Source organism: Pedobacter steynii (genome assembly GCF_001721645.1).
GTDB classification, from domain to species: domain Bacteria; phylum Bacteroidota; class Bacteroidia; order Sphingobacteriales; family Sphingobacteriaceae; genus Pedobacter; species Pedobacter steynii_A.
Genome location: NZ_CP017141.1, coordinates 2,024,579 through 2,049,641, shown reverse-complemented (window position 1 = coordinate 2,049,641; position 25,063 = coordinate 2,024,579). Strand labels below are relative to the sequence as shown.

Annotated in this window: 22 protein-coding genes and 1 tRNA gene; 15 read left to right on the top strand and 8 right to left on the bottom strand. The window is 37.8% G+C overall.

Features of this window, described 5'->3' with window-relative positions:
• Nucleotides 1-87: 87 nt before the first annotated feature.
• Nucleotides 88-504, bottom strand: coding sequence for a hypothetical protein (locus tag BFS30_RS08500; protein ID WP_069378887.1), 417 nt, complete (start codon nucleotides 502-504; stop codon nucleotides 88-90).
• A 309-nt stretch (nucleotides 505-813) separates the two neighbouring features.
• Here BFS30_RS08500 and BFS30_RS08495 point away from each other — a divergent pair, with 309 nt between their 5' ends.
• The 9 genes from BFS30_RS08495 (at nucleotide 814) to BFS30_RS08455 (ending at nucleotide 9,306) form a co-directional block, all read left to right on the top strand.
• Nucleotides 814-1,692 carry a cell division protein FtsX gene (locus BFS30_RS08495; protein ID WP_069378886.1) on the top strand — a complete coding sequence of 293 codons (879 nt, stop codon included), beginning with the start codon at nucleotides 814-816 and terminating at the stop codon, nucleotides 1,690-1,692.
• The gene (locus BFS30_RS08490; protein ID WP_069378885.1) at nucleotides 1,692-1,916 is read left to right on the top strand and encodes a DUF3098 domain-containing protein; all 225 of its coding nucleotides are present in this window, start codon (nucleotides 1,692-1,694) and stop codon (nucleotides 1,914-1,916) included. The genes BFS30_RS08495 and BFS30_RS08490 overlap by 1 nt, the downstream gene beginning before the upstream one ends.
• Nucleotides 1,917-1,923: 7 nt before the next feature.
• The gene (locus tag BFS30_RS08485) at nucleotides 1,924-2,718 is read left to right on the top strand and encodes an undecaprenyl-diphosphate phosphatase (protein ID WP_069378884.1); all 795 of its coding nucleotides are present in this window, start codon (nucleotides 1,924-1,926) and stop codon (nucleotides 2,716-2,718) included.
• Between the two features lie 64 nt (nucleotides 2,719-2,782).
• A complete protein-coding gene (gene truB / locus BFS30_RS08480) occupies nucleotides 2,783-3,532 on the top strand; it encodes a tRNA pseudouridine(55) synthase TruB (protein WP_069378883.1) in 750 nt (249 codons plus the stop codon).
• Nucleotides 3,533-3,538: 6 nt separating this feature from the next.
• Nucleotides 3,539-4,405, top strand: a complete 867-nt coding sequence (locus BFS30_RS08475; RefSeq protein ID WP_069378882.1) for a YitT family protein — start codon at nucleotides 3,539-3,541, stop codon at nucleotides 4,403-4,405.
• Between the two features lie 112 nt (nucleotides 4,406-4,517).
• A complete protein-coding gene (locus BFS30_RS08470) occupies nucleotides 4,518-5,453 on the top strand; it encodes a bifunctional riboflavin kinase/FAD synthetase (protein ID WP_069378881.1) in 936 nt (311 codons plus the stop codon).
• A gap of 59 nt (nucleotides 5,454-5,512) precedes the next feature.
• Entirely contained in the window at nucleotides 5,513-5,875 is a 363-nt protein-coding gene (locus BFS30_RS08465; RefSeq protein WP_069378880.1) for a hypothetical protein, read from the top strand.
• A 59-nt stretch (nucleotides 5,876-5,934) separates the two neighbouring features.
• The gene (locus tag BFS30_RS08460) at nucleotides 5,935-8,160 is read left to right on the top strand and encodes a cation:proton antiporter (protein ID WP_069378879.1); all 2,226 of its coding nucleotides are present in this window, start codon (nucleotides 5,935-5,937) and stop codon (nucleotides 8,158-8,160) included.
• Between the two features lie 108 nt (nucleotides 8,161-8,268).
• Entirely contained in the window at nucleotides 8,269-9,306 is a 1,038-nt protein-coding gene (locus BFS30_RS08455) for a DUF2157 domain-containing protein (protein WP_069382353.1), read from the top strand.
• A 4-nt stretch (nucleotides 9,307-9,310) separates the two neighbouring features.
• Here the strand turns inward: BFS30_RS08455 and BFS30_RS08450 are convergent, their stop codons facing one another.
• Nucleotides 9,311-9,931 (bottom strand): lysine transporter LysE, encoded by a 621-nt coding sequence (locus tag BFS30_RS08450; RefSeq protein ID WP_069378878.1) that lies wholly within the window; start codon nucleotides 9,929-9,931, stop codon nucleotides 9,311-9,313.
• Between the two features lie 14 nt (nucleotides 9,932-9,945).
• Complete coding sequence (gene uvrA / locus BFS30_RS08445; protein WP_069378877.1) at nucleotides 9,946-12,747, bottom strand: excinuclease ABC subunit UvrA; 2,802 nt, start codon at nucleotides 12,745-12,747, stop codon at nucleotides 9,946-9,948.
• 258 nt (nucleotides 12,748-13,005) lie between these two features.
• Here uvrA and BFS30_RS08440 point away from each other — a divergent pair, with 258 nt between their 5' ends.
• From BFS30_RS08440 to recA, 4 genes are all read left to right on the top strand, one after another.
• Entirely contained in the window at nucleotides 13,006-13,581 is a 576-nt protein-coding gene (locus tag BFS30_RS08440) for an RNA polymerase sigma factor (RefSeq protein WP_069378876.1), read from the top strand.
• A 101-nt stretch (nucleotides 13,582-13,682) separates the two neighbouring features.
• The gene (locus tag BFS30_RS08435) at nucleotides 13,683-13,874 is read left to right on the top strand and encodes a hypothetical protein (RefSeq protein ID WP_069378875.1); all 192 of its coding nucleotides are present in this window, start codon (nucleotides 13,683-13,685) and stop codon (nucleotides 13,872-13,874) included.
• A 151-nt stretch (nucleotides 13,875-14,025) separates the two neighbouring features.
• Complete coding sequence (gene nth, locus BFS30_RS08430; protein ID WP_069378874.1) at nucleotides 14,026-14,694, top strand: endonuclease III; 669 nt, start codon at nucleotides 14,026-14,028, stop codon at nucleotides 14,692-14,694.
• A gap of 131 nt (nucleotides 14,695-14,825) precedes the next feature.
• The gene (gene recA / locus BFS30_RS08425) at nucleotides 14,826-15,839 is read left to right on the top strand and encodes a recombinase RecA (protein ID WP_069378873.1); all 1,014 of its coding nucleotides are present in this window, start codon (nucleotides 14,826-14,828) and stop codon (nucleotides 15,837-15,839) included.
• A 73-nt stretch (nucleotides 15,840-15,912) separates the two neighbouring features.
• On the opposite strand, the gene BFS30_RS08420 is transcribed toward recA, so the two are convergent.
• Both BFS30_RS08420 and tsaD read right to left on the bottom strand, forming a co-directional pair.
• Nucleotides 15,913-16,095: a hypothetical protein gene (locus BFS30_RS08420; protein ID WP_069378872.1), complete on the bottom strand. Its 183-nt coding sequence runs from the start codon at nucleotides 16,093-16,095 to the stop codon at nucleotides 15,913-15,915.
• A 17-nt stretch (nucleotides 16,096-16,112) separates the two neighbouring features.
• Entirely contained in the window at nucleotides 16,113-17,114 is a 1,002-nt protein-coding gene (gene tsaD / locus BFS30_RS08415; RefSeq protein WP_069378871.1) for a tRNA (adenosine(37)-N6)-threonylcarbamoyltransferase complex transferase subunit TsaD, read from the bottom strand.
• Between the two features lie 74 nt (nucleotides 17,115-17,188).
• Between tsaD and BFS30_RS08410 the strand changes: the two genes are divergently transcribed.
• Nucleotides 17,189-21,613: a translocation/assembly module TamB domain-containing protein gene (locus tag BFS30_RS08410; protein ID WP_069378870.1), complete on the top strand. Its 4,425-nt coding sequence runs from the start codon at nucleotides 17,189-17,191 to the stop codon at nucleotides 21,611-21,613.
• A 9-nt stretch (nucleotides 21,614-21,622) separates the two neighbouring features.
• Here the strand turns inward: BFS30_RS08410 and BFS30_RS08405 are convergent, their stop codons facing one another.
• From BFS30_RS08405 to BFS30_RS08395, 3 genes are all read right to left on the bottom strand, one after another.
• Complete coding sequence (locus BFS30_RS08405; RefSeq protein WP_069378869.1) at nucleotides 21,623-22,834, bottom strand: bifunctional 3,4-dihydroxy-2-butanone-4-phosphate synthase/GTP cyclohydrolase II; 1,212 nt, start codon at nucleotides 22,832-22,834, stop codon at nucleotides 21,623-21,625.
• A gap of 158 nt (nucleotides 22,835-22,992) precedes the next feature.
• Nucleotides 22,993-24,432 (bottom strand): LptF/LptG family permease, encoded by a 1,440-nt coding sequence (locus BFS30_RS08400; RefSeq protein ID WP_069378868.1) that lies wholly within the window; start codon nucleotides 24,430-24,432, stop codon nucleotides 22,993-22,995.
• A 30-nt stretch (nucleotides 24,433-24,462) separates the two neighbouring features.
• Nucleotides 24,463-24,843: an START-like domain-containing protein gene (locus tag BFS30_RS08395; RefSeq protein WP_069378867.1), complete on the bottom strand. Its 381-nt coding sequence runs from the start codon at nucleotides 24,841-24,843 to the stop codon at nucleotides 24,463-24,465.
• 106 nt (nucleotides 24,844-24,949) lie between these two features.
• Here BFS30_RS08395 and BFS30_RS08390 point away from each other — a divergent pair.
• Nucleotides 24,950-25,023, top strand: a tRNA-Met gene (locus tag BFS30_RS08390).
• Nucleotides 25,024-25,063 lie beyond the last annotated feature (40 nt).

The window sequence follows — 25,063 nt, the reverse complement described above, 5'->3', positions numbered from 1 at the left end:
AAATACAGGCTGATGGCAAATATAAAAAAAGCTATCCTAATGTTTTTGAAACAACAGGATAGCTTCTTTTATTTATTTTCCTCTGATTTATCGGGTCAGAAAATACTTCCTGGTTTCCGCTGGGCTGACACCGTTTGATGTTGCCGTAAACTCCAATTGATTATCGGTAATGGTATGTACATCACAGTTGAACAATTTTCCCGAAAATGATAGATTAATGTCATCGCTAGCCAAAACGACGTAGTTACCAAGCGCCCGGTCTGTGCCAATATTAAATTCCATCTGATCATTTTCATCACCTCTGAATTCGAAGAAATCTCCTGAAACCCCGGTATAAACAGCCATTTCATTTCCTTCAATAGTAGTTTCTACTTTGGCAACCTGCCATCTTCCTTCGATTTTCTTTTTTAACGGGGCTGCTTCCCCAGTTTCTTTTTTACATCCGGTTAGTGTTCCTGCTACGATAAATAAGACCATGACAGCTAAAGTAATTTGTTTTTTCATAAGGTATTTTTTTGTTTTTCGGTATGTTAAGTACACGTTTCCCTTCTAAAATTCGCCTTCTCCCCCCCTTTGAGTACTTGTGTTTTTACACCATACTAACGACCAAAACTCCTATTTGGTACGGAAATGTTACAAAAGTCTTACATAGAAAAGATTTTTCAGTCCAATAAATCAGGTTAAAAGCAGCTTCATTAAACTATTTTTACAGATACAACGTTGTAGTTTGAAAGATTAAAAAGGGATAAAGGCCTATAATTTTAAATTAGTTGCTTATATTTTTTTATTTTCGCAAAACATAAAAACAAATACATGGAAGAATTTGAAGTAAGCGATGCTTCTAAGAAGACAAAAACCATTTATATTTCTACTATCTTTAGCATAGCACTGGTTTTATTAATGCTGGGTATGTTAGGATTGATATTAGTACATGCTAAAAATCTTTCCAATTATGTTAAAGAAAACATTGTATTGAATATCATTGTGGATGAGGGTGCTAAGGAGGCCGATGTTCTGGCTTTCCAAAAAGAGCTGAATGCGAATCCTGCAATTAAAACGACACAGTATGTAAACAAGGAAATGGCGGCTAAAAACCTGACCACTGATTTAGGTGAGGATTTTGTAAACTTTTTAGGTTATAACCCATTACTTTCAACCATTGACGTGTATCTGAAAGCAGATTATGCAAATAACAAAAGCATAGACGCATTGAAAGCTAATATTGGCAAAAGCCCGGTCGTAAAGGAAGTAATCTATCAAAGCTCGTTAATTGATATGGTGAATAAAAATATCAATACTATCGGACTGATTATTTTAGCATTCGCAGCAATTTTATTAATCATCTCCATTGCATTAATTAACAATACCATACGTCTGGCGATTTACTCTCAACGATTCTTAATTAAGAGTATGCAACTTGTAGGTGCTACCAGAAATTTTATCCGCAAGCCTTTTATTTTATTCGCGGCATTACATGGACTAATCGCTGCATTTATTGCTATTCTTATTCTTCTAGGCATTTTATACTATGCACAAAGAGAAATTCCTGAAATAGTAATTTTACGCAATTACACCGAATTTGGCATTGTCTTACTTGGCCTGGTGGGAGTTGGAATTTTCATCACCGCCATCAGTACCTCCTTTGCTGTCAGCAAATATTTACGTCTAAAAATTTACGACCTTTACAGATAATGATAGAAAAAAAAAACACTCCTGTAAATCAGGAAAGCAAAACTGAACTTGTATTCACAAAAAAGAACTATCAATTGCTATTGATTAGTATTGCGATTGTCGTATTCGGCTTTATCCTTATGATAGGTACTACAGACATTTACGATTTCAGAAAAACCTTATTGGCTCCTATGACCGTTTTATTTGGATTCGGATTTGGTGTTTATGCCATTCTAAAAAAATAAAGCTTTCATGAATTATTTACAGGCCTTTATTCTCGCTGTAATTGAGGGAATAACTGAATTTTTACCGGTTTCTTCAACCGGCCATATGGTCATTGCTAGTGCCATCATGGGAATTGGGAAAGATGAATTTGTTAAATTATTTGAGATAGCCATCCAACTGGGGGCAATCCTTGCAGTTGTTGTACTTTACTGGAAGAAGTTTTTTGACTTTAGCAAATGGCAGTTTTATGTAAAACTCATTATCGCAGTTATACCGGCTCTGGTATTTGGGAAATTGCTAAATGATTTCATCGATGAAAAATTAGGCAATCCTATATTTATCGCTATTGTTTTACTACTGGGCGGTGTTATTTTGCTTTTCATTGATAAAGTGTTTACAAAACCAGAAGTTCATCATGAAGCAGAAATCACCAATATCTCTGCTTTCAAAATTGGATGTTTTCAGGTCTTAGCAGTTGTATTTCCAGGACTAAGCAGAAGCGCAGCCACGATTATCGGAGGGATGCAACAGAAGTTAAGCAGACATGCTGCAGCTGAATTCTCCTTCTTTTTAGCCGTACCTACTATGTGCGCAGCTACAGGTTATAAGCTATTTAAGGGATATCATTTACTAAATGCGGAGAATGTTAAACTGCTTCTTTTTGGTAACCTGATAGCCTTTATTGTTGCAATTATAGCAATTAAATCATTTATAGGATTCTTATCTAAACATGGGTTTCGCGTTTTTGGCTGGTACAGAATTATTATCGGCGTAGTGATCCTTGCTTTATATTTTTCCGGCACTCCTCTTCATGTATCTTAACTGAAGAAATTAGCATCCAAACATTAAATCTAACAAAGAAAACGTATTAAAAGCGTGTAGTGAAATGACAGAGAGTGAAAACATATTAAATACGAAAACCTTTCCGGACTTTAATTTTGCTGAAGGTGAATTGTTGCTCATTAACAAGCCTTATAAATGGACAAGCTTTGATGTGGTTGGAAAGATCAGAAATTCCCTGAAACCGTTGAAGCTTAAAGTGGGGCATGCCGGAACTCTGGATCCTTTGGCTACGGGCTTGCTGATTATTTGTACAGGTAAATTAACCAAACAGATAGACACCTTCCAGGCAGAAGAAAAGGAATATACGGGCACGATGATCCTGGGCGCCTCTACCCCATCTTTTGATATGGAAACCGTCGTAGATCAGGAATATCCTTTAGATGGAATTACAGAAGAAGCTATTTATGCTGCTACTGCTCCTTTTACAGGAGAAATTCAACAGTATCCACCTGCTCATTCAGCAGTAAAAGTAAACGGAGAGCGCTTATATGTAAAAGCACGTCGTGGGGAAGAAACGGAATTACGCCTGCGGTTTGTTTCGGTGCCAACTTTTGAAATCACCAGAATTGCACTTCCTGAAATTGATTTCAGGATCGTTTGCAGCAAAGGAACTTATATAAGATCTCTGATTTCAGACTTTGGAAAACATTTAAACAATGGTGCTTACCTTTCAAAGTTGACGCGTACACGCAGCGGTAGTTTCCTTCTTGAAAATGCATTTGAAGTAACAGATTTAGTCAACTATCTTCGCAGTAAAAGAGAATCGGGCAATCCGACAGAACCTCAACCTTAATCAATTATGCAAAGCCACTTCAAAAGTAAAAATGCAAGGTCTGTAAAAGACTTCCTTTTGATTACATGTGGTATTGTCTCGGCCTGTTTTGGCTTAAAAAGCTTTTTAATTCCCAATCATTTTATTGATGGGGGTGTTACTGGTATTTCGCTATTGATCAGTAGTCTGACCGGATTAAAACTATCCTATCTGATTATGCTGATTAATATTCCATTTATTATTCTTGGATTTAAGCAGATTGGTAAAGGCTTTGCTATTAAAACCGCTATTGCTATTTCAGCACTCGCGGTATTTTTGATTGTATTGCCATTTAAGCCAGTTACTGATGTACCCTTATTGATCGCTTTCTTTGGTGGTTTTTTTCTTGGAGGAGGGATAGGTCTGGCCATGCGTGGTGGTTGTGTCATTGACGGAACAGAAGTTCTAGCCCTTTACATCAGTAGAAAAAGTATGCTTACTGTGGGCAATATTATATTGATCCTGAATATCATTATTTTTTCTTTCGCCGCCATATTTCTTGGTGTAGAAACAGCTATGTATGCCATTCTTACCTATCTTTCGGCTTCCAACACTATAGACTTTGTGGTGAATGGTCTGGAGCAGTATACAGGTGTAACGATCATATCCGATAAGAGTGCGGAAATTAAAGAATTTATCATCGAAAAGATGAAACGCGGAGTAACTATTTACAAGGGTGAAGGTGGTTATGGAATCAAAAAAGACATTGACATTTTATATACGGTATTAACTAAGCTGGAGATGGGGAAGCTGCAAACTGAAATTCGAAATATCGATCCGGATGCTTTTGTAGTCCAACAACAAATTGCAGATATAAAGGGAGGAGTGGTCCTAAAACGCCAGTCTCTGCATTAATAAAATTGAAGAACCGCTAGGGTTAAACACTAAGAAATTAACAGCTCCTGCTATTTTCTCTTAAAATGAGAGGGAATGGTTTGAGCTTATTTACGATAATATTGATTTTCTAATGAAAACATACCACCATTTTTCTGAGTTTAAGAAGCTAGATAATGCCGTTGCAACGATAGGGACTTTTGACGGGGTTCATTTCGGACATCAGAAGATCATCAAAAGGCTTTGTGAATTAGCAAAATCAACTGGCGGAGAAAGTGTAATTCTTACTTTTTTCCCTCATCCAAGGATGATTATTGATCCGGAAAATCAGGATCTTAAATTGATCAACACGATTGAAGAAAAAATAAAGATCCTTTCAGAACTCGGTGTAGATCATTTGATCATCACCCCATTTACCAGGGATTTCTCAAATCTTAGTCCTGCTGAGTATATTAAAAATATTCTGGTTGACACCATTGGGATCAAACAACTGATTGTAGGCTATGATCATCGGTTTGCAAAAGACCGTAAAGGAGGGATGCAGGAACTGGAGATGTTTTCCAAACAGTTTGATTACAAAATTGAGGAGATTGCCAAACAGGACGTGGATGATGTTGCTGTCAGCTCTACAAAAATCCGAAAAGCCCTGCTCAATGGAGAAGTTGCTCTGGCTGCCAGTTATCTGGGTTATAATTTTTCTATACATGGAAGGGTAATCAAAGGAGATAAAATAGGGAGAACCATCGGCTTTCCCACTGCCAATATTTTTCTGGAGGAGACCTACAAACTCATTCCATCAGATGGTATTTATGCCGTTACTGTGGATATGGGTACTGAATCCTATAAGGGGATGGCTTATATCGGCCAGCGACCAACCATCAATGGCATGACCAGAAATATTGAGGTTAACATTTTTGATTTCAATAAAGAAATTTATGGCCAGTACATCACCATGACCTTTCTTGAATTTTTACGGCATGATGTTAAATTCACAGGATTAGAAGCCTTGAAAATGCAGCTTCAAAAAGACAAAGAAGATACCCTCTCCTATTTCAAAAAAATAGGTTAAACCACAATTAAATGCCTTTTTACTGTAAAAAAAGGCATTTTTTTATTATATTTACCTCAATGAGGTTTTTATTATCTGCTATTCTTTTCTTTTTCAGTCAGGTAATTTCTTTGCAAAATGTACAGGGAAAGGGATTAGGCACGGTCAGCCCTTATGTCAGTAAATCAAATTTCAATACTAAGAAACTTTATTTCAATCCCCCTTCAAAAGCCAGAACCTCTTTAAAAAAAGCATTTCTGGAAGACCTTACCTTCATCAGTCATGGGACAAATAAGCAGGTAAGTAATCCCTGGTTTTTCCTGCGTGGACAAGAAAAAGAACCATACGTTCCGCTTATACTCATCCGATATTATCATTTATTCCAAAATTTCGGATATGCTTATATATTTAGCTTCTTGTATCCTAAACATGTTTTCTGGTAGTTATAGATAATCGAAATCTGATCGACACAATTTTATAACTTTAAAAAAACACATTTTCTATGATACATTTACCCGTATTAATCACCGACTTAGGCCTGATACTTGCCGCGGCCGGGATTACCACGTTATTATTTAAAAGAATAAAACAACCTTTAGTTTTAGGCTATATTCTGGCCGGCTTAATGGTTGGCCCCCATATTAAATTTATCCCGACAGTAACAGATAATGCCAGCATTCATATCTGGGCTGAAATTGGGGTTATCTTTTTACTTTTCAGTTTAGGTCTGGAATTCAGTTTCAAAAAGCTGGTTAAAGTGGGTGGTTCTGCCTCTATTACCGCCATCGTTGAAGTTGTCTTTATGCTGCTTATTGGTTTTATGGCTGGGCTGGCTATGGGTTGGTCTACGATGGACAGTATCTTTTTGGGAGGAATACTTTCTGTTTCTTCTACCACCATTATCATTAGGGCTTTTGAAGAACTTGGAGTAAAACATAAAAAGTTTGCGGGCCTGGTTTTTGGGGTGCTGATTGTCGAAGATCTGGTCGCCATTTTATTATTGGTATTGCTTTCCACACTTGCGGTAAGTCAGCAATTTGCAGGCGCAGATATGTTGGTTTCCATTCTGAAGCTTTGTTTCTTTCTTGTCCTATGGTTTATCGGAGGAATATTTCTTGTTCCGACCTTTTTAAAGGCGACAAAAAAGCTCATGAATGATGAGACTATGTTAATTGTGTCTATTGCTTTATGTCTGTTGATGGTATTACTGGCTGTAAAAGTTGGCTTCTCACCAGCATTAGGCGCTTTTATCATGGGTTCCATATTGGCTGAAACGACTCAGGCTGAGCGCATAGAACATCTGACAAAGTCTGTGAAAGACTTATTTGCAGCTATCTTTTTTGTCTCCGTGGGGATGATGATTGATCCGGGAATTTTAATTGATTATGCAGTTCCGATCCTGGTCATTACAGTGGCTACGGTACTGGGCAAATTTCTAAGCTCCGGAATGGGTGCTTTATTATCGGGACAACCCCTCAAGACTTCTGTTCAGACAGGTTTAAGTCTGGCACAAATCGGGGAGTTTTCTTTTATCATCGCAACTCTTGGCCTGACTTTAAAGGTAACCAGCGACTTCCTCTACCCTATTGCAGTAGCTGTATCTGCAATTACCACCTTTACCACTCCCTATCTGATCAAGGCCTCAGAACCTTTTTACCTGTTTCTGGAACGTACGCTACCTAAACGATGGGTAGAAGCCATCAACAGATATAGTTCCAGCACAGCCGGGATTACCACCTTGAGTGATTGGAAGGTTTTATTGAAATCTTATACTTTTAACACAATTATCCATTCGGTGATCATCATTGCGATTGTGTTTCTGGGATCCAGATACCTGCAACCTTTCATCACCAAAAACATTATCAACGGAAACAACGGGATCATTATCAGCTTAATACTTACGCTGTTTTTCATGACTCCTTTTTTATGGGCATTGGCCATCAGAAAAATTGAAAAGAAAGCTTATTCTCATTTGTGGTTAAACAAGAAATATACCAGAGGCCCTTTGGTAGCGTTGGAAGTTTTAAGAATTTCCCTGGCACTCTTCTTTGTTGGGTTTCTCATTTATCAATTCTATAGTACCTGGATTGCGGTGGTCATTGCCATTGTTCTGATGATTGTCGGGATGTTTATTTTTTCCAGAAAGTTGCAGGGTTTCTACAATAAAATGGAAAGTCGCTTCCTGCTTAACCTCAACGCACGTGAAGCACAAAATGCTCAGCCGGAAATATTGCCATGGGACACTCACCTTGCCGAACTGATTGTTGCACCTGAGTCAGCACTTGTAGGAAAAACACTTATTGAACTCTCGATCAGAGAAAAATACGGTGTAAATATCGCATTGATAGAACGTGGAAAAATAATGATTCCTACACCCGGCCGGGATGAAAGGCTTTATCCGAATGATAAGGTATTGGTGATTGGTACAGATAATCAGCTGGCAGCAATCAAAGAGTTGTTTGAGGGTGCTAAAGAGGAAATAGCGGAAGAATCCAGTTTTCCTAAAAAGGACATGACACTTCAGAAAATCGTGATCAATAGCAGTTCTCCTGTTTATTTGCAAAGCATACGCAGTTCCGGAATACGGGAAAAAACACAGGGACTGGTTGTCGGAATTGAACGAAAAGGAGAGCGCATTCTTAATCCGGATTCCAATCTTATCTTCGAAAATGAAGATATTGTATGGATTGTAGGAAATAGTAAAAAAGTACCCGATTTATTGAAATAATCCCGGGAAAAATATTTATTCTTACCATAGCAATGCTACCCTGCCGACAAAATGCCGGCAGGGTTTTATCCGGAAACAGAAAAAAACATCACCACAGTCAGTAAAAAAATGAAGATAGATTCGGAAAAGAGTGAGTTTCTAGATGAGATGCTGGAGCATTGGCAGGAAGAACAATTGCTTACTGAAGCGGATGTTCAACGTTTGCGGGCCAGCTACGAAACAAAATCCTTTGATTGGAGGCGGTTAGCTCAATATTCTTTCTGGATCGCAATGGCATGCGGGGTAATTTCGTTGGGAGCCTTGCTCATAGACAATACGATTCTGCAGTATCTGGAGCGTCTTTATGACACCTCCGATGGCATCATCAGCTTTCTCTCTATAGCTGGTGCATCCTACCTCTTCTATCTGAGCTTCAAAAGAAAGAAAACCAAATCACATCAGGTATTCAGTAATGAAGCATTAATATTTACCGCAGTTATGCTTACGGCTAATGCTATCGCCTATTTAGGCAAAGCAATAGGTACTGGCAGTGCTCATTTTTCTTTGTTATTGCTTTTTGCAGTATTGATCTATGCCGTTCTTGCTTATTTTTTCAAATCAAGACTGATATGGGTTTTTGCACTGATTTCCCTAGGTGCCTGGTTCGGAACAGAAACAGGGTACCTTTCCAGATGGAACTGGTACTTCGCAGGAATGAATTATCCACTTCGTTTTGTCTGCTTTGGAGCTGCACTTACCGGATTATCTTTTTTAATGAAAGGTCGTAAAAAGACCGGTCATTTTTTCCCGGCGACGTACATCAGTGGAATGGTTTATTTATTTGTATCCCTATGGTTCCTTTCTGTATTTGGCAACTACGAGACTTTAGAAGCCTGGTATGGAGTAAAGCAAATCAGTTTGTTCTATTGGGCTATCATTTCTGCAGCAGCCTGCATCATCAGTATTTTTGCAGGTCTAAAATACAGGGACGATATTGCCCGGGAATTCGGGATTACTTTTCTATTTATTAACCTTTACACCCGGTATTTCGAATACTTTTGGGATAACTGGCATAAAGCGCTATTTTTCTGTGTCCTTGCAGCATCTTTCTGGATTATCGGACGAAGAGCTGAAAAAATCTGGAATGTAGAGTTTCTGAAAAAATAAAGACCTATTTAATACAATGAATGTATACTATTTTGCAAATGTGGTATCCCGACAAAGCAAAGAACAACAATGCAATCCCCTTATTTACCAGATAACTACTTAACGCAAACTTTTCTTGTATATATTGGGCGAAACGGGCAAATCCGTATAAAGCTAAAGCCGCTCCTATTCCTGAGCCAATACTGAATATTGTCAATGAGAGATAACCGATATCAATCCATTCGTGAGAGATCAGATAGGTACCCACAAATAACCAATAGGGAATCTGCATGGGGTTAATCACCCCTAAAAGCATCCCATATCTAATGCTGTCCTTTTTAGAATAATCTGCCTTAGGCATCTCTTTTCTTGATCTCCAGGTGATGAAACCTAAAATGCCAAACATCAGGACCATAATTACATCAATAATGTCCCCTAACTTGATTTCACTGGAAAGCCACTGCACAAAACGCATCACCCCAAAGGTGAAAAGTATTTCAATCGCAGAGAAAGCCCCAATAAAGTATAGTGCCTGTCGGATTCCCCTGGTTATTGTAATCTGAACTACAGTAAGGTTAATATTTCCAGGTGGAATATATCCCACCATATTCAGTATTACCCCTAAAAAGAGTGTTAAAAAAAGCATGCGCGAAGATACAATTATTTCATGTGTGCAGTTAAATACTTCGCAGTATAAGAAGAGTTTGAGGAAACCAATTCTTCAGGAGTTCCTTCAAAAACAACGTTACCGCCTTTATCCCCTCCTTCAGGGCCTATATCGATAATCCAGTCAGCAGATTTGATCATGTCCATATTATGTTCAATTACTAAAATTGTATTTCCCTGTTCAATTAACGTGTTCAGTGCAATCAATAGCTTTTTAATATCATGGAAATGCAATCCTGTAGTTGGTTCATCAAAAATAAATAAGGTTTTGTTCGCATTATTTCCTTTAATCAGAAAAGAGGCCAGTTTTATCCGTTGCGCTTCTCCACCAGACAGGGTATTGGATGACTGACCAAGATGTACATATCCCAAACCAACATCTACCAGCGGCTGAAGCTTCGTCATGATTTTGGGCTCTCCTTTAAAGAAGTCGACCGCTTCATCAATCGTTAAATCCAGAATATCTGCAACGTTTTTATCGTTATAGGTGATATCCAGTACCTGTTGCTTAAACCTTCTTCCTCCACATGCTTCACAAGGCAGATAAATATCGGCCATAAACTGCATTTCAATTTTCACCTCTCCTTCTCCCTGACAAACATCACATCGTCCGCCCTCTACGTTGAACGAGAATGCTGCAGGTTTTAGTCCGGCAGCCTTTGCAGCGGGTAAGGCAGAGAACAACGCTCTCACATCATCCCAGGCCTTTACATAGGTCACAGGATTGGACCTTGAAGATCTTCCGATCGGATTCTGATCCACCATCTCCACCTGGCTTACCAAATCGTAGTTCCCATATATCCCATCATAGGCACCAGTTTGCTCTCCGGCATAGTTTCCTATTGCTTTTTGTAAGGCAGGATAAAGTATTTTTTTAATTAAGCTGGTTTTTCCACTTCCGGAAACTCCACTTACCACAGTGAATACGCCCAAAGGGAATTTCACATCAATATTTTTAAGGTTATTTTCCCTCGCCCCTTTTATCAGAACATGGTCCTTCCAACCTCTTCTTTTAGCAGGTATAGCAATTTTCTCTTCTCCGGAAAGATAACGGCCGGTAAGGCTTTCTTTATCTTTTATGATCTGGCTATAAGTGCCGCTAAAAACAAGATTACCACCATGTGTTCCAGCCTCCGGACCAATGTCAATAATATGATCGGCTGCTTTCATCATCTCTTCTTCATGCTCCACTACCAGCACTGTATTTCCTACATTACGAAGCGAAATTAATACTTCTATCAACTTATTGGTGTCTCTGGGATGCAAACCTATACTTGGCTCATCCAGAACATATACAGAGCCAACCAGACTACTTCCCAATGAGGTGGCAAGATTAATCCTTTGTGATTCTCCCCCTGATAAAGTATTTGAAAGACGATTTAAAGTCAGATACCCCAATCCGACATTGTTAAGATACAGCACACGGTTGACAATTTCAGCCAGCAATCTTTTTGCGATTTTCTCATCATTCGGCGTAAGTTCTAATTGATTAAAAAAGTCAAGAATCGTCGCCAGCGGCATCAATACGACGTCAATGATAGATTTATCATTAATCTTCACATAGGAAGCATCTTTACGCAATCTGGATCCTTTACAGTCCGGACAAACAGTTTTTCCACGGTACCTGGACAACATCACCCGGTACTGAATCTTGAAAGTCTGTTCTTCCAATTCCCTGAAAAAGGCATCTAAACCTTCAAAATATTTATTTCCGGTCCAGATCAGCCTTTGCTCCTTCTCTGTTAATTCATTATAAGGGCGGTGAATAGGGAAATCAAACTTATCTGCATTTTTGATTAGTTTATTTAACCATTCCCTCATTTTTTCCCCACGCCAGGGAGCGACTGCATTGTCATATAAACTCTTGCTTTTATCCGGAACAACCAGATCTTCGTCTATGCCAATTACATTTCCATAACCTTCACACCTTTTACATGCTCCATACGGATTGTTAAAACTGAAGAAATTTGGAGTAGGCTCGTCAAAGCGAATCCCATCAAGCTCAAAACGATCGCAAAAATGTGTTGATTTACCTTCCTGCTCTACATATAGGTCGCCTTTGCCCTCAAAAAAACCAGTTTGTACAGAATCTGCAATCCGGCTCAATGTTTCCTCATCATTATTCAGGACAATCCTGTCGATCAGGATTCTTACGGTATCTGCATCGGCCAGCTCAAAATCGGCAAAAGACTCATCCTCTAGAATACTTTCGATTTTTAAAATCTGCTCCTGATAAAAAATCCGGAGAAATCCTTTTTGCAGTAATACGGCCAGCTCTTCTTTTATAGACCTGTTGTTATGAGGAAATAAAGGACAGAAAATGGTGACTACGCTTTCTGGTTCAAGACCGGAAATGAAATCAACCACTGTACTGACAGTATCCTTCTTAACGATCTCACCTGATACCGGGGAGTAGGTTTTTCCGATTCTGGAGAACAAAAGTTTAAGGTAATCGTAAATTTCGGTAGAGGTACCAACCGTAGATCTTGGGTTGGAAGTAATTACCTTTTGTTCAATGGCAATCGCTGGTGCAATTCCTTTGATATAGTCCACATCCGGCTTATTCATTCTTCCCATAAACTGTCGTGCATAAGAAGACAAACTTTCTACATAGCGCCGCTGACCTTCGGCATATAAAGTATCAAAAGCTAAAGAAGATTTCCCGGATCCTGACATTCCGGTAATGACTACCAGCTTATTTTTCGGGATTGCGACATCTATATTCTTCAGATTATGGACTCTGGCACCTTTTATGATTATATGTTTATGTGGATCTTTATTGATTTCGTTATTCATTGACTTCTGGATAGAATAGTGCTAATATAACCCAAAAAAAGCAATATTACCTTTTTTGAGAGGATGCAAAAATAAGGGTCTCAGTGCAGTTTTAATTTTTTTTAACACTTTTTATATTGTATTGTAATAAAAAAATGCTTCTTTTGAAAAATCAACTGACAAACTAAACCACTAACTAACAGGAGAAAAATATCGAAAAAAACATCTACTAAGTATTTTATAGCAATTAGCAGGGAACTTTTTAGTACGGATACTCCTATGAAATTAGAATTATATAGTGATCAGGACTTGGTGAAGTTATATCTTACCGGTGATGAATCGGTTTTGGAAGAACTTCTGAGAAGACACAAGTCAAAAATATACACATCTATCTATTTATTAGTTAAGGATCAATATCTCGCGGAGGATATTTTCCAGGATGCATTTATAAAAGTCATCAATACACTCAGGTCGGGGCGTTACAATGAAGAGGGTAAATTTTTACCCTGGGTAATGCGTATTGCACATAACCTCGTGATCGATTATTTCAGACGCGAGAAACGGGCTCCTGTGATCACCAGCGCTGACGGAACGGATATCTTTAATCTGCTTCAGATTCACGAAGAAAGTGCAGAAGAAAAGATGCTGAGAGAACAAACTCATTATGACCTTCGGGCAATGATTCATTTATTACCCGATGACCAGAAGGAAGTTTTAATTATGCGTCATTATGCTGATCTAAGTTTTAAAGAGATTGCGGACCTGACCGATGTGAGTATAAATACCGCATTGGGAAGAATGCGCTACGCTTTAAGCAATCTTCGTAAGATGATGAAGGTGAAAGAAATTTCATGATTTTTATCTGGATAAAATGTCCACAAAAAATTGTAGTTTAGGTTAAAATAAATTTATAACAATAACGTTTACATTAGTAAACAAATATTTTTTTATTGCTTATGATGGAAACCTTTACTTCACTTAACCGATTGAATTGCACACAACCGAAGCAGGAAAAACCTGCAGTTGATGCAGTTATAGAACTCGACATGATGTTCTATGACCACATCAGGCCACAACTGGACCGCTTAACAAAAAATCCTTCCGATGAAACCATCGAGAAAATTTTAGCCTATTCCAGAGCAAAGTAATTCAAAAAAAAACTGAAGCTGCCTCAAAAGGGCAGCTTTTTTATGCACTTATTTTTCGGCCAGCTTTCGATAATCCCTGATTTAATCTGCACTTTCTATTTTCCTTCCGATTTTTTTAACCTTCTCTTAGTTCTTCTGTATATATTTGCCTATGCTCAAAAAAGACAGATACAAACTTTTTGTTGCCCATTTTTCTGCAAAACAGCCCGATGCTGAAACAGAACTACATTACAATAATCCCTATCAGTTATTAGTTGCAGTTATCCTGTCTGCACAATGTACTGACAAGCGGATCAACCAGGTGACTCCTGCATTATTTCAACGTTTTCCCAATGCAAAAGCATTAGCCGATGTAACTCCGGACATCGTCTTCGATTATATCAGGAGTGTCAGTTATCCCAATAATAAAGCAAAACATCTGGTTGGAATGGCCAAGATGTTATTAAATGATTTTAACAATGAAGTTCCTTCAGATATTGACCAATTGCAGAAGATGCCTGGTGTTGGCCGGAAAACCGCAAATGTAATTGCTTCAGTAATTTACAACGCTCCGGCAATGGCTGTAGATACCCATGTATTCAGGGTCTCCAAAAGGATTGGCTTATCTTCCGGAAAAACTCCATTGGCAGTAGAGAAAGAACTGGTAAAGAACCTTCCGGAACATACCATTCATATTGCACATCATTGGTTGATTCTACATGGAAGGTATGTCTGCCTTGCAAGATCTCCTAAATGCAACATTTGTGAGATAACTAATATTTGTAAATATTTCCAACAAAATAATAAAATAACTAAAATAATTAGCGAAAAAACGGACTAATCAAAAAAAATATTTTTATTTCTTGCATTAGATTAAAGATTAGCTATATTTGCTAATATAATTAGCATGTAAGTAAAAGTTATTTATTCTTCCAACGGTAATATTTTATCTTACTTCCAGAATTTAATAATATGAGCGTAAACGCAGACAAATTAAAAGCACTACAACTAACTTTAGATAAGTTAGAGAAATCGTATGGTAAAGGTACCGTAATGAAATTAGGCGATAATGCAGTAGAGGCAATTGAATCTATTTCAACAGGATCAATTAGTTTAGATATTGCCTTAGGCATCGGCGGTGTTCCAAAAGGAAGGGTGATAGAAATATATGGTCCTGAGTCATCAGGTAAAACTACTCTTGCTACTCATATTATTGCAGAAGCGCAGAAAAAAGGCGGAATTGCAGCTATTGTAGATGCGGAACATGCTTTTGATAAAAGCTATGCAAAAAAACTGGGTGTAGACGTGGACAATCTGTTGATATCTCAACCAGACAACGGAGAGCAGGCGCTTGAAATTGCAGATAATCTAATCAGATCAGGAGCAATAGACGTGATCGTAATTGACTCTGTTGCTGCACTTGTACCTAAAGCAGAGATTGAAGGCGAGATGGGTGATTCTAAAATGGGATTACAAGCACGTCTAATGTCACAGGCCCTTCGTAAACTAACAGGAACAATTGCAAAAACAGGATGTTGCTGTATTTTCATCAACCAGTTACGTGAAAAAATTGGGGTGATGTTTGGAAATCCGGAAACCACTACAGGTGGTAATGCTTTAAAATTCTATGCCTCTGTACGTTTAGATATCCGTAGAACTTCTCAGATTAAAGATTCTGATGAAGTTTCAGGAAACAGAGTAAAAGTAAAAATTGTAAAAAATAAGGTTGCCCCTCCATTCCGCATTGCAGAATTTGACATCATGTTCGGTGAAGGTATTTCTAAAACCGGAGAAATTATAGATTTAGGTGTAGACTTTAACATCATTAAAAAAGCAGGTTCATGGTTCTCTTATGGAGAGACAAAACTTGGTCAAGGTAGAGATGCCGTTAAACAGTTGTTACTGGATAACCCTGAACTGTCTGAAGAAATTGAAGCTAAGATCAGAGCAGAGGTAACAGGTGAAAAACTGGAAGAAAGGGTTTAATTCCTATCCCAACATAAAAAAACGCCTGTTTTGTAAATTACAAAACAGGCGTTTTTTTATTGCTGAATTTCATTTAGTGCATCTTCATATATTTTGCATCCACATAAATAGCCACTATAACTGCTACTATAATCGCAGCAAGCAACACAGCTAACCCAAGGTAATTTCGCTTTTTATCTTGTTTAATCAACCAAACGATAAACACGATAAAGGGAATTAGCATTAACCCGAAAAAAATAAAACTCGTTGCATTCATAATTCACTTCTATTATATTAAAAATTCATCCTGGACATTGGGGCAACATCCTGTTCAACAAAATCTCCCTTTAAATATTTCTGATATCCGGCAATAGCTATCATGGCAGCATTATCTGTACAATATTCAAAAGCAGGGATATAAACATTCCAAGCAGATTCTACAGCTGTTTTTTGCAACGCTTCCCTTAATCCGGTATTTGCTGACACTCCCCCTGCAATAGCAATTTCCTTAATCCCATACTGTTTTGCCGCCTTCTTTAGTTTATTGAGCAAGATATGCACAATGCTATATTGAACAGAAGCACAAATATCATTTAAATGTTCTGGTATAAAGTCAGGATTTTCCACTTCCTGCTTTCTTATAAAATAGAGTATCGCAGTTTTTAATCCACTAAAACTATAATTCAAATCTTTAATTTGTGGCTCTGGAAACTTAAATACCAATGGATTTCCAAGCTTTGCGTATTTATCGATCAACGGACCACCAGGATAAGGAAGATTCAGAATTTTAGCCGTTTTGTCAAAAGCTTCTCCTGCCGCGTCATCCAAGGTCTCTCCAACAATTTCCATATCGAAATAATCCTTTACAAGAACAATTTGTGTATGACCCCCAGAAACCGTCAGACAAAGAAAAGGGAAAGCAGGTTTTGGCTCATCGATAAAATGGGCGAGAATATGCGCATGCATATGATTAACGGACACCAATGGTAAATCTAGTGCCAATGCAAAAGATTTAGCGAATGAAACCCCAACCAATAAAGAACCTAATAAACCCGGTCCCCGAGTAAAAGCAACCGCATTTAGCTCCTTTTTGTCTACATTAGCATCAATTAAGGCCTGTTGTATCACAGGCACGATATTTTGTTGATGTACTCTTGAAGCTAATTCAGGAATTACACCACCATAATTTTCATGAATTGTTTGGTTTGCAATAACATTGGCAGTAATTTTGCCGTTGTTACAGATAGCAACCGAAGTTTCATCACAAGAAGATTCAATAGCGAGTATTACTGGCACAATGATTATAATTAAGCTACAAAACTATTAAAAAACTATTAAAAATACTTCTTTGGTTTGTTGCATCAGTATTATTGCTAGTTGCGATCTTGTTATTCGCGCTTCAATTTAAGCCGGTACAGACTTTTGTAGCAAAAAAAGCAGCGGCATATTTATCCAAAGAGCTCAATACCACGATATCTTTAACGGGAATATATATCAAACCTTTTAAATCTCTTGTGCTTGAAAACCTGCTGGTTTTGGATCAGCAAAAGGATACGCTTCTAAATACACCTAAGCTTCTGGTAGATATTAATCAACTTTCCCTGGAGAAGAGGATTATTGATGTAAGTACTGTTCAGCTCAATGACGGGACTTTTTTTCTTAAATCTTATAAAGATGAATCTACCAACCTTGATTTCATCATCGATTACTTTGATTCGGGTGCACCAACAGTAAAAAAGAAGAAAAAACCATACAAAATTACATTTGACAGGATAATTCTGAATAACATCGATTTTAAATATAAGAATCTCAAGATTGATACGGTCATGAAAGGGGTAAACTTTGAAGATGTTCATCTGAGCAACCTCAATGGAATCTTTGAAAAACTGAATACTACTGATCACATCCTTCAGGCAGATATCAAAAATCTCACCTTTAAAGAGAAAAGTGGGTTTTACCTTAAAAATTTAACCGCTTTCACCACTGTTGATACCAATAAAATAGAACTTCAGAAATTATTATTGGAAACCAATCACAGCAAGCTCCAGGATTATTTTAAAATGAGCTTTAATCGTTTCAAAGATTTCAATGATTATGTCAATAAAGTAAGAATGAAGGCTAACTTTAAAAATAGTCATATCGCTTCCCGTGATGTATCTTTCTTTACCTCAGAGCTGGATCAGATGAACCTAAATCTGGACGTTGACGGGCAGATCACTGGTTTGGTAAACAACCTGAGGGCAAAAAAATTGGCCATAAAAGCGGGGAAAGCAACTCATATCAAAGGTGATTTTGTCCTCAAAGGACTGCCGGTTTTAAAAGAGACATTTATGGATCTCAAAATTGAAATGGCGGGAACGAATAAAAAGGATCTTGATCAAATCCTGACTGGCATCACTGGAAAAAAAGCAAAAACAATACCTGAGGTGGTCTCCAAATTCGGAAATGTAAACTTTAATGGCTCTTTTACAGGTTTCCAGAATGATTTCATCGCCTATGGAGAATTCAAAACACAGCTAGGCCGTGTGGTTTCCGATGTCAATATGAAAATCGACAAAAAAGGAACTCCATCCTATTCAGGAAATGTAAAAACCTACGATTTCAATTTGGGAAACCTTATTGACGAAAAAAGCCTTGGAAGAATTACCGCTTCCCTAAATGTTAAAGGCCGAGGTACGGAAATCAAAAGTCTGTATGAAAAACTAGATGGAGATATCGATTATATTGATTTCAACAATTACAGGTATACAAATGTTAATATCGATGGGACTTTTGAAAAAAAATATTTCGATGGAAGTTTAAAGGTTAATGATAAAAATATTAAACTGAATTTTGATGGGGGAGTCAATCTTAACGGAAAACTTCCGGAATTCAACTTTAAAGCTGACATAAAAAAAGCGAGACTCAAAGCACTAAAATTATATAAGGACTCTCTTCAGGTTGACGCTACATTCAGCACTAATTTTTCTGGGACCAATCTGGACAATATTCAGGGTAACTTACTAGTACAACATATACAACTGAATAATGTAAAAGGAATTTATCATATTGATTCCATACAGCTAAATGCCAATGGTATTGGCAAAGACCGAAGCCTGACAATCAATTCAGATATTCTGGATGCCAGTATCAAAGGTCAATATGATCTGAACACATTACCATCTTACTTTAAGGCATTAGCTAAAACTTATATTCCTTCACTTAAAGCGGAAATCATCAATTATAAAGACCAGATTTTTCAATTCAACTTAAAGATCAAAAAATTCGAGCCCGTTGCCCAGCTCCTTGTTCCAGGCTTAGAAATTGAAGATCAGGCAATTTTTATTGGAAATTTCGATTCTCAGAAGAAGACAGCCACCATAAATGGTTTTGTAAAAAAATTGAAATATGAAGGGATAGTAGTCAACAACATCATTGTAGATGAGAATACATCTGTCAATCAGCTACAGGCAATTATCACTTCCGACCGGGTTGACATTAATGATAGTCTATACATTAAGAATGTCAATATTTCAAATATTCTCAGAAATGATAGTCTGGCTTTAAACGTAAAACTCGCCAATTCAGACGATGCAAATTCACTCGATCTGAACGGTCTTGTTGAATTTGCTACAGATACTGTTGGCCGGATTAGCATCCTACCTTCTATTTTGAAAATCAATAATGAAGACTGGAAAATTCAGGAAAAAGTAAGAATTAGTTTTCATGAGGGCAAAACACAGATCGACAATTTTGATCTAAGTAATGGGCATCAGCTGTTAAAAATTGACGGGGTCCTTTCCAAAGATCCCGAAGACCTGATCCTTGTTGGGTTCGAAAAATTTGATTTGAAGACGTTAAATCCTTTTGTAAAAGGGCTTGGCGTTAGATTATCCGGGCAGTTAAATGGGGAAACAAAACTTTATCAGGTATTGAAATCGCCAAGAATTTCGGACAACATCACCATTGACTCGCTTAGTTTCAATGATACTTATATTGGTAGTTTAACAGATACGTCTTCTTATCACAAAGCCAACAACGTGGTCAATATCTACACTACCATTGTTGCCCTTGATAAAGAAACCCTCAGAGCAAGAGGCAATCTCGATCTGGAGAAAAAAGAAATAGATCTTCACCTGAAATTAGATGAGACAGAAATGGCTGTTCTGGAGCCTTTTGTGAAGCAACTGGTGTCAAAACTAAAAGGAAATATCTCAGCAGACCTCAATGTCAAAGGCCCCTTTGAAAAACCTGAAATCAATGGAGAAGTGGCTTTTAACAAGGGCAAAATGACTATAAATTATCTTCAAACAGCCTATACACTCAATGACCAGGTGATTATAGACAATAGTATCATTAAAATAAATGACCTTATATTAGTTGATGTAGATAATAACCAGGCAGTGGCAAATGGAACAGTCGACCTCAATAACATCGATAACCCGACTATTGATGTGGTAGTAAAAGCGAAAAATTTCATGGCACTTAACACCACAGAGAAAGACAACCCCGTTTACTATGGACAAGCCTACGGAACAGGGACGTTTATTTTCAAAGGCCCGACGAATCGCATGTTTATCGATATAGATGCAAAAACTGAAAAAGGAACCGTTTTTAATCTTCCATTAAATAGCTCTGAAACCGTTTCAAGTAAGGATTTCATCACATTTGTAAGTAAGGATACGACCAAAACGGTAAAAAAGCAAACCAGTTTTGATGGACTCACCATGAATTTAAAACTAGATGTTGATGCAAATAGTGTTGCCAACATCTTTACCAGTCTGGGGAACCTTAGTGGAAGAGGGAATGCTACTGATCTCACCTTAAAGATAAATAGCCTGGGGGATTTCGACATGTCCGGAGATTATATCATTGAAAATGGTAGTTTCGATTTCACCGCGCAGGAAGTGATCAATAAGAAATTCAATATCAGACAAGGTGGGACGATCAGATGGACAGGCAACCCTACCGCTGCCCAAATACAATTGAAGGCCATATATGCACTTAGAACGAGCCTGAGGGATCTCTATACTGCGGCCAACAGAGACCCCGGAAGTAGCAAAGATGAACGGGTATTGACAGAAGTAGAAATGGGATTATCAGGCTTACTACTAAAACCCGATATCAAACTGGACATCTTCTTCCCGTCAAATCCGGCAATCAAGGAAGAAATGCAGGCTTATTTCAATGACTCCAATAACCTGAACCTACAGGCATTGAGCTTAATCATCAGAAGAAGCTTTGCTCCCGGAACCGGAAATGAAGATCTGGGGAAACAGCTTACCAGTGGTGTAACCAGTACAGCAACAGAGCTATTATTCAATCAGCTTAATAATGTTCTTTCGTCTTTAAATCTTGACTTTGTTGACTTCAATGTGCGCTCACTAACGGAAGCTAATGCCTCGTTCAGGCTCTTTAATGATCGTGTCATCTTAAATGCAGGAATTGTGAACAGAGGTAGTACGAACGATTTATCACTTTCAGGCTTCACAAGAAACAATGTTGGAGGTGAGGTAGAGATTCTCGGCCTGATCAAAAAGGATGGCACATTGATTGGCAAGTTGTCAAACAAGCCTCCTACCCAACAAACCATCTTTACCACTTCTGGCATCAACCAGAACAACAATGTAACCTCATTAGGATTGGTTTATACTCAACAGTTTGACAGCTTTAGAGAATTTCTTCAGAAAATAACCGGTAAGTACAAAAGAGATCAAAAGAAAAAAGCCCAGCAAGGGGAAGCTCCCAAAACCAGGCAATTAATTAACAAAGAGGCCATTCTTAACGAACAACAAAAGAATAATCCAAAGAAATAGAATTGGGTCTTACCCCTTCATAATCTGATGTCCCATTTTATCGCGCTTGGTTCTCAGATATTGTTCATTGTGTATGTTGCTTTCGATTTCGATTGAAATATTCTCTACAATTTCCAATCCATATCCAATCAGGCCTGCACGTTTTGTGGGGTTATTAGACATTAGTTTCATTTTGGAAATTCCCTGAGCTCTTAATATCTGGGCACCTACTCCATAATCTCTTTCATCACCTTTAAAGCCTAGTTTAATATTGGCTTCAACAGTGTCTAAACCTGCGTCCTGAAGATTATAAGAACGTAATTTATTCACTAATCCTATACCCCTGCCCTCCTGATTCATGTAGACGATAAGGCCCTTACCTTCTTTATCAATCATTTCCATAGCTTTGTGTAATTGCGGCCCACAATCACAACGGCAGGAACCAAAAATATCTCCGGTTACACAAGAACTATGCACCCGTACCATCACTGGTTCATCAGGCAGCCATTCTCCTTTACTGATTGCCAGATGCGTTGCTCCGGTATCCAGCTGTGTATAAGCTGTCATTTTAAAATCTCCCCAATCTGTTGGAAGATTAACAGTTACTTCTTCTTTAATTAAGCTTTCTTTGCTTAGGCGATAAGCAATCAAATCTTTTATTGAAATAATTTTCAACTGATGCTGAGCTGCAATTTTAATCAGATCGGGCAATCTGGCCATCTCTCCATCATCTTTCATGATTTCAACTAAAACCCCGGCAGGTTCCATTCCAGCCAATCTCGCTAAATCTACTGAAGCTTCTGTGTGTCCGGACCTTCTTAAGACCCCTCCATCTTTAGACCTTAGGGGAAATATATGTCCCGGTCTACCCAATTCCGAAGGGTCTATTTTAGGATTAATTAATGCCTGAATAGTTTTTGACCTATCAGAAGCTGAAATTCCAGTAGTACAGCCATAGCCGATTAAATCAACAGAAACCGTAAAATTTGTCTCATAAGCTGCAGTATTTTTTCCTACCATCAGCTCTAATCCGAGTTCATCGCATCGTTGTTCAGTTAAAGCAGCGCAGATCAGTCCTCTGCCATACGTTGCCATAAAGTTAATCACTTCAGGTGTTGCATTTGCAGCAGCTGTAAGGAAATCACCCTCATTCTCCCTATCCTCATCATCAACAACAATAACTACTTTACCAGCTTGTATTTCAGCAATAGCTTCTTCTATCGCATTTAATTTGATTTCCATTTTTTGAAATATATCGATAAACAAACGCCAAGATCAGCTGCTTGTTTAGCTATTAAGATTAAGTACAAAGTTACAACCTTCCCATTCAAATTCCCTTGTTAAAGTATCATAAATAAGTAAGGAATAATAGCCAATATGGATCCTTACTTCTTAAATGATTAAGGCTTGACCTGAAGGTTCGTTTTTTTCTTTTTAAACAGGCTTACTACAAATTGCTTCAGGTTGTTCACATCAAATAATGCAGAATCAACTGTCGCCTTATAAGTAAGGAATGCACCTACAGGAGATAATATAATAATCGCCAGCCAGGGTCCGAAAAATGGTGCAAGGGTACCTGTAATTGCAGACTTTTCAGCTACAGTAGCAATAATATGGTAAATTAAAAAGAAAACAATAGCCATTACAACAGGCAAACCTAAACCACCTTTTCTAATGATAGCTCCTAAGGGTGCACCAATAAAAAACAAAAGGAGACAAGATGCTGCAAGAGTAAATTTCTTCTGGTATTCAATCTGGACTTTGATAATATTTCTGATCCTGTCTCCATAATCAGTTAACCTTCCGGAAGTGGTTTGTTTTATAGAATTAGCCTGATCTAATGCACTTTGAATTACAGCTTGTTTCTGCGTTACCGGCATTAAGCTTAATACAGGCTTATCAATCGCCTTCTCAACAGCTTTAACCTTAGTATAGCCTTTAACATAATTATTCTGCTTAAAGTAACTGGAGACAGTCATGGCAGCAAATTTATTAACGCTATCCAGTTCCTTACTCAAGGAATCTTCCTTTTTAACCAAGCCCTTAAGATTGAGCATTTGTGTATTATTTCTGAAACCCTGCTCATCCGTCCTATTCATCTTGAAACTTGAAATATCGAATTTCTGATCAGTTTCTTTAAATCTCATTCGGGTAAATTGCTGTCTTGGATTATAAACAGTATTCCGGCCACTAGACTCCTCATACCTCACCCCATTCTTCAGTTTCAGCAAAAGATTTTTATCATCACTGGCCATTTTCCCCTCTTTAGCGATAATGATCTTTGCAATTCCATTGTTACTGGTATGGTCATAGATCATCACTCCCTCCAGTGAAACACCATCATCTCCTTTTTTATCTACCCTAATCGAATAGCCTGGAATGCTGTTGTTGAATACTCCTTCTTTAATCAGAAAAGACAATTTTTTATTTCTGATGTCCCATAATAAAGAGCCAAATTTCAGATTAGCCTTTGGAAGCATTACATCTGAGAAGAGAAAAGAACCAATGGCAATAAAAACAATGAGAACCAATAAGGGCATCATTGCCTTTTGCAGGGAAACGCCTGCAGATTTTATCGCTACCAATTCATAATTTTCCCCTAACGTTCCAAATGTCATAATAGAAGACAACAGGATCGAAAGAGGCAAAGCCATGGATACATTTGCAGCTGAAGCGTAATACATCAGCTCCAGAATCACATACCATTCGAAGCCCTTTCCTATTAAATCATCCACATATTTAAAGAGAAAAAACATCAACAAGATGAACATCACAATAAAAAATGTGACGAAGAAAGGCCTAATAAATGCTTTGAGCAGAAGTAAATGAATCTTTTTCAATATACAAAGGTAATCAAAGCAAGCGAAAAATTATGCCCCAAGTACACTATGTAAATAGGTAATCTGATTATCCCAGATCAAAGTACGTTCTGCAAGTGTATCTTCAGTGGCGAAGTCAGTAATGGACAATGCAACATCATTCGTTAACTCATCCTGAACGATTTCCATTTCAAAATAACAATGAGGTTCATCATCAAGCCATTTAAACTTTACCAGTTTATTCTCTTTAATACTTAAAAGCTTTGCTTTTTGTATTTCGTCATCCCATGTAAATGTATAAAGCTGATCACGGAAAATCACATCATCAGCGAACCATTGAGATAAGCCATTTGGCTCACTAATGAAGCTAAACAAAATACGAGGAGACGATCTCAATTCATATTCTAACGTAAACTTTTTCTTTTCTGACATCGATGGATCCTTATATTTTGAACTACTAGACTATTTTTTTTAATATTTATTTCTAAAGAAAAGTAAATTATTCTATATTTGCAACTCTTTAAAAAAGAAGATGCCCGGCGGGGTAGCTCAGATGGTTAGAGCGCAGGATTCATAACCCTGAGGTCGGCAGTTCGATCCTGCTCCCCGCTACTGATAAAAGCTCATCTACGGATGGGCTTTTTTACGTTTA